General features: G+C 42.9%; 3 protein-coding genes. 2 read left to right on the top strand and 1 reads right to left on the bottom strand.

Annotation, left to right across the window (positions count from 1 at the left end):
- Window positions 1-311 precede the first annotated feature (311 nt).
- Window positions 312-1,328 (top strand): GGDEF domain-containing protein, encoded by a 1,017-nt coding sequence (locus AB6D80_RS24235; protein ID WP_372189857.1) that lies wholly within the window; start codon window positions 312-314, stop codon window positions 1,326-1,328.
- A gap of 293 nt (window positions 1,329-1,621) precedes the next feature.
- On the opposite strand, the gene AB6D80_RS24230 is transcribed toward AB6D80_RS24235, so the two are convergent.
- Window positions 1,622-2,224, bottom strand: coding sequence for a malate synthase (locus AB6D80_RS24230; RefSeq protein WP_009845698.1), 603 nt, complete (start codon window positions 2,222-2,224; stop codon window positions 1,622-1,624).
- A 170-nt stretch (window positions 2,225-2,394) separates the two neighbouring features.
- On the opposite strand from AB6D80_RS24230, the gene AB6D80_RS24225 reads away from it, so the two are divergent.
- A complete protein-coding gene (locus tag AB6D80_RS24225; RefSeq protein ID WP_372189855.1) occupies window positions 2,395-3,927 on the top strand; it encodes a DUF3612 domain-containing protein in 1,533 nt (510 codons plus the stop codon).
- Window positions 3,928-4,469 lie beyond the last annotated feature (542 nt).

The raw sequence follows: 4,469 nt of genomic DNA, 5'->3' as shown, positions 1-4,469 counted from the left end.
ACACAGCCCCCGGTTACCCATTTTTCGCACAGGGTTTTAACAATCTTGGCCAACCCCTTATTGCCCGCGCACCCCCCCACCCCCCCCCCCCACCCCCCCCCCCCCCCCCCCCCCAAACCGGACCTCTCCTCTTTGGTTAAATAACACCCTACTTATTGTTCGATATAAATATGCAATCGATTTCCATAATGAAAATGAGTTGTTTGCCCAATCCTCATCCATTAATTATATAATTTTTAAAGCAAAGATCGGTAAAATCCGCTAATCTTGGTCGCAGTGGCTTAGTTAGTTTGGTATCTGCAGTAAAAATCATGAAAAAAGACGAATTTCAAAAATCCACCGCAAATCTAAAAAAAGCGGTGCCTCTTATGATGAAGAACCGGGTGTCTACTACACCTGCAAATTACGCACTTTGGTACACCTATGTTGACAATGCTATCCCACAGCTGACAAAAGACATGGATGGTATCTTGGAATACTATGGCATTTGTCCTCCAGCCGTTGGTGAGCAGCTTTACAATAATTATGTTGCTAGCAAGTCTGAAACGAATATCAATGACCTCCGCGCCAATTTAGAATTGTTGGTCTCGGAAGTTTCGAATTCGATGAATGACACACTGACCGATACCTCTGCTTTTTCTGAGATGATTGATAAAAGCTTCGAGGATTTGGCCCGCGTTGACAATGAAAGTTTATCGATCGATGAAGTCATGTCTTTAGTTCGTCAGTTAGTTTCTGAATCTCGTCATATTCGTCACTCTACTCAATTTTTAAATTCTCAGTTGAATTCTGCGACATCAGAAATCACTAAGCTAAAGTCTCAGCTAGTCGAAGTGCAGAAAGATGCACTCTTTGACAGCACAACGACACTCTATAACCGTCGCTCTTTCGACCGTGATATAGAAACCTTGTGTGAAGCGAAACAACCTCTGTGTTTAATTCTTCTCGATATCGATCATTTTAAAAACTTCAACGACACTTATGGCCACCTATTTGGCGACATGGTTCTTAAAGGCATTGCGCGCAAATTAAAACAAATGTGCCGTGAAGGGATTTCTGCTTACCGATTTGGTGGTGAAGAGTTCGCGATAATCGTGCCAAACAAATCATTACGCATTACACGTCAGCTTGCAGACACCAACCGCCGCTCTCTAGAAAAGCTATCGATTAAAGATCGTCGTAGCGGGCAACAGGTAGGTAGCATCACCGCATCGTTTGGTGTTGCTGAGCTTGAACCCGGTGAATCGGCACAATCACTGATCGAACGCGCTGATAAGCTACTTTACGAAGCGAAGTCACTTGGTCGAAATAGAGTGATGCCGCTGTAGTCTGCAATCATCTAAACAAATTTACAGTTTAACGGCGTACTTACTAAACCCTGATTTCTAGGCTCTAGGCTCTAGGCTCTAGGCTCTAGGCTCTAGGCTCTAGGCTCTAGGCACAAAAATAGACTCGTAATTAACATCGAAAGCAAAAAGCCCCAATCAATAACCAGTAGGTTAATGGTTGGGGCTTTGTCGTTTATGCATAGTCGTCAGTGTTTAATGCTAAATACATTCAGAGTATTTAACACTACACTGGTTCTACATCTTTCATAAATACCAAAGATGTAGCTGTGACATTAAAGGGCGTAGCAATAGTTAAGACAGTAATCCTCACCGCTCTTAGCTCGGAACTCTTTGTCTTCGCTGCATGCTTTTGGTTTACCCTTCTCATCACCTTGAACTAGGCTGATCCAGTGACGTATTGCTGTAGTGATTCCTTGACGCTCAGTATTCGTTTGTACCGCTTCCATTGGCGACTGGCCAAACGTGGTGCACGACTCTAACTGAATATCATCGATATCGACCAATTCAATACACCCCGTCCCTTTATGACAACCAAACATCACTTCTAAATGGCTTCCACTGCTATCTCGGAACAAGATTGAGTCTGGGTCACACTTCTCACCCATGTAAGCTACAAACTGCTTAGGATGCTTTAGACCGCTGTGTTGGCCATCTTTGAAATAAGCCATGATATGGCGGTAATCAACTACGTAGCTCGTTACATCTTGATGTGAGCCGTTCTCTAATGGGAACAATCTGTCTAGCAGTTGCTTCGCTTTGAGTTGCTTCTCAGTTTGCTGTTTGGCACTGATAGTCTCCACGGCAAAGACAGCTTCAGCGATAAATGGTTTTGTTTGTTTTTGGATTTCTGTTTTATCGAATGTAAGCATATTCATAGTCTTTCCCTCTTGACCAACCCGGTGAACATTCACCGATTTTTATAGCAAAAATGTGTCCTAGAGCAATTATTCCAAACTAACGTTTAACTTATTTGTCATTTTGTGAATTGCTTAGTTTGTAGACTAGCGCTTTTTTGCCTACAATTTCACAACAAAAATTTTACAATGTGAATTTTACAAATATGGCCTTGTCAAAAAGTTTAGTTCGTCAGTCTCATTTCCTAGGTACGAAAATACGTAACCTAAGAAAACGTAACCATTTAACGATGGAAGATCTGTCTGCGCGTTGTATTAGAATCAACCCAGAATACGCACCTTCCGTTTCTTACCTTTCAATGATTGAACGTGGAAAGCGCGTCCCAAGCATCGATATGCTAGAAGTAATCGCGCAGGTCTTTCAGAAGAACCCAACCTGGTTCCTTGACGACGAATCTGAACAACAAGCCATTGCTCCTGATAAAGGGAATCGTGGTGGGATAAGTGGCATGGCACTCGAGCCTAGCTTTCTTTTCTCCAACGACATCCTGCAAATTGCAATTCCAGAGATGCTATCTCAAACGGGGATCTCAGGCCGCCAGTTTGCACACCTCTTAATTCGAGCACACCAAGAAAGCAATCAGAACCACTTCCCTGACCTTGAGCGCGCAGCGGAAGAAGTTGGCTTAAAACGTCTTAACCTCAGCGTAGAAGATCTGATAGACATCGCTAGAAACCTAGAAATTAACATCCGTTGGGTAACACGCACACCGAAAGACGTTGTTGATGAACTCGGAATTAATGCCAAACAGCTAGTCACTTCGTTCTTTGAACCTCCTAGCACAATCTTCTTAAACGAAATCCTGAAAGAGTACCCCACTCGTCTGAAATACGATTTATCGGTCTATATTGGCCATTGTATTCTGCATAGCAAAGAAGGCTTAAAGAGTGTGTTGTCGGTCGGCAACAACAACACATGGGACGACAACCAGGTTTCAGGCTCTTCGCAACTTAATTCTCAAGATATTCTTCAAGCATGGCGAGACTTTGAATCTAGCTTCTTTGCTGGCGCACTTCTTTGCCCCAAAGTTCCATTTAGACAGTTGCTTGACCGCACTGGTTACGAAATCGACGTTCACAAAAGAGCGGGGGTTTCCCCCTCTGTTGCTATGCGTCGAATGACGGTAGTATCGCCCTACCCTCACTGGCACTACTTTGATGCTTATGGGCCAGGGAAACTCAAGGCGGTGTACCGCGGGAACGGGATTCCACTGCCTTGGGGAAATATGAGAACTGTTGCCGACCCATGTCAACATTGGGCTGTGTTTCGTCGATTGTCAGAACCTCGCGCAGGGAGTTCGGCTCAAATATCTATTTTAAATGTGGGTGATGAACCAAGAATCTACTGTTGTGAATCCATCAATATGACGGATCCTGCAGGTAACAATCGCGTATTGTGTGCTGGCATAGACCTTAACCCTGCAATTGATGCACAAGGCGGTAATTCAAGAGACATTGCAGAGCAACTTAAAGCATCATGCGTTAACAATGGTGGCTCTGTGGTAATCCCGCGTAACATCAAGAAAGACCTCACGACAATAGCCAAGATTCTAAATATAAATTGGATTGAACGTGGGATTGAGACAGAGGCTAGGCTTATCTGCTCCCGAGGTGGAGAATGCCCGCGCCAACCAAGCTGTTACTCAAAGTGTGGTGAGTGTTAGCGCAAGAATGGTATGAGCATGATTAGTAAATTGTCGTGCTCTGCTTGTTTTGCTTTAGCTAACTGCACTTAATAATAAGTGTAGTAATAACAATTAATAAAAAGTAATACCAACAAGTAGAACTCAAAATTCAGGCAAAAAAAAACCAATCACAAAAGGGTGATTGGTCATATATTTTGTGTGAACAATATGGGTTCACTAACAACGTCAGTTGGCTAGGTGACCCTCGGCTTAAGAAGGGTCACTATTACTAATGCACTATGCGTGCCAACTTTAAATATACGTATTTACTACGCATCTGAACACGTATTCGACATAAATGCCTGTTTGTTTTGCAAACTGAAATTGCAAATTGCAAAACCCAACAAATCGCTAGTGATTATGTTGTTATTAATAGATCATTAAAGATTAATTTCTCTTCCTATAAATACCTACTTTTCAATAAATTCGATAGCTTCAACTCTGAAGAAACCTCTTCTTGTTTGCTTAGGGCGTGTTGATCTTTCGAGCTGATTTTTGCAGCGAGTTGCTGGGTATTTATA

It is taken from the genome of Vibrio sp. 10N.247.310.17 (assembly GCF_041466605.1).
GTDB classification, from domain to species: domain Bacteria; phylum Pseudomonadota; class Gammaproteobacteria; order Enterobacterales; family Vibrionaceae; genus Vibrio; species Vibrio tasmaniensis_A.
This window is presented reverse-complemented; position numbering and strand designations above follow the sequence as displayed.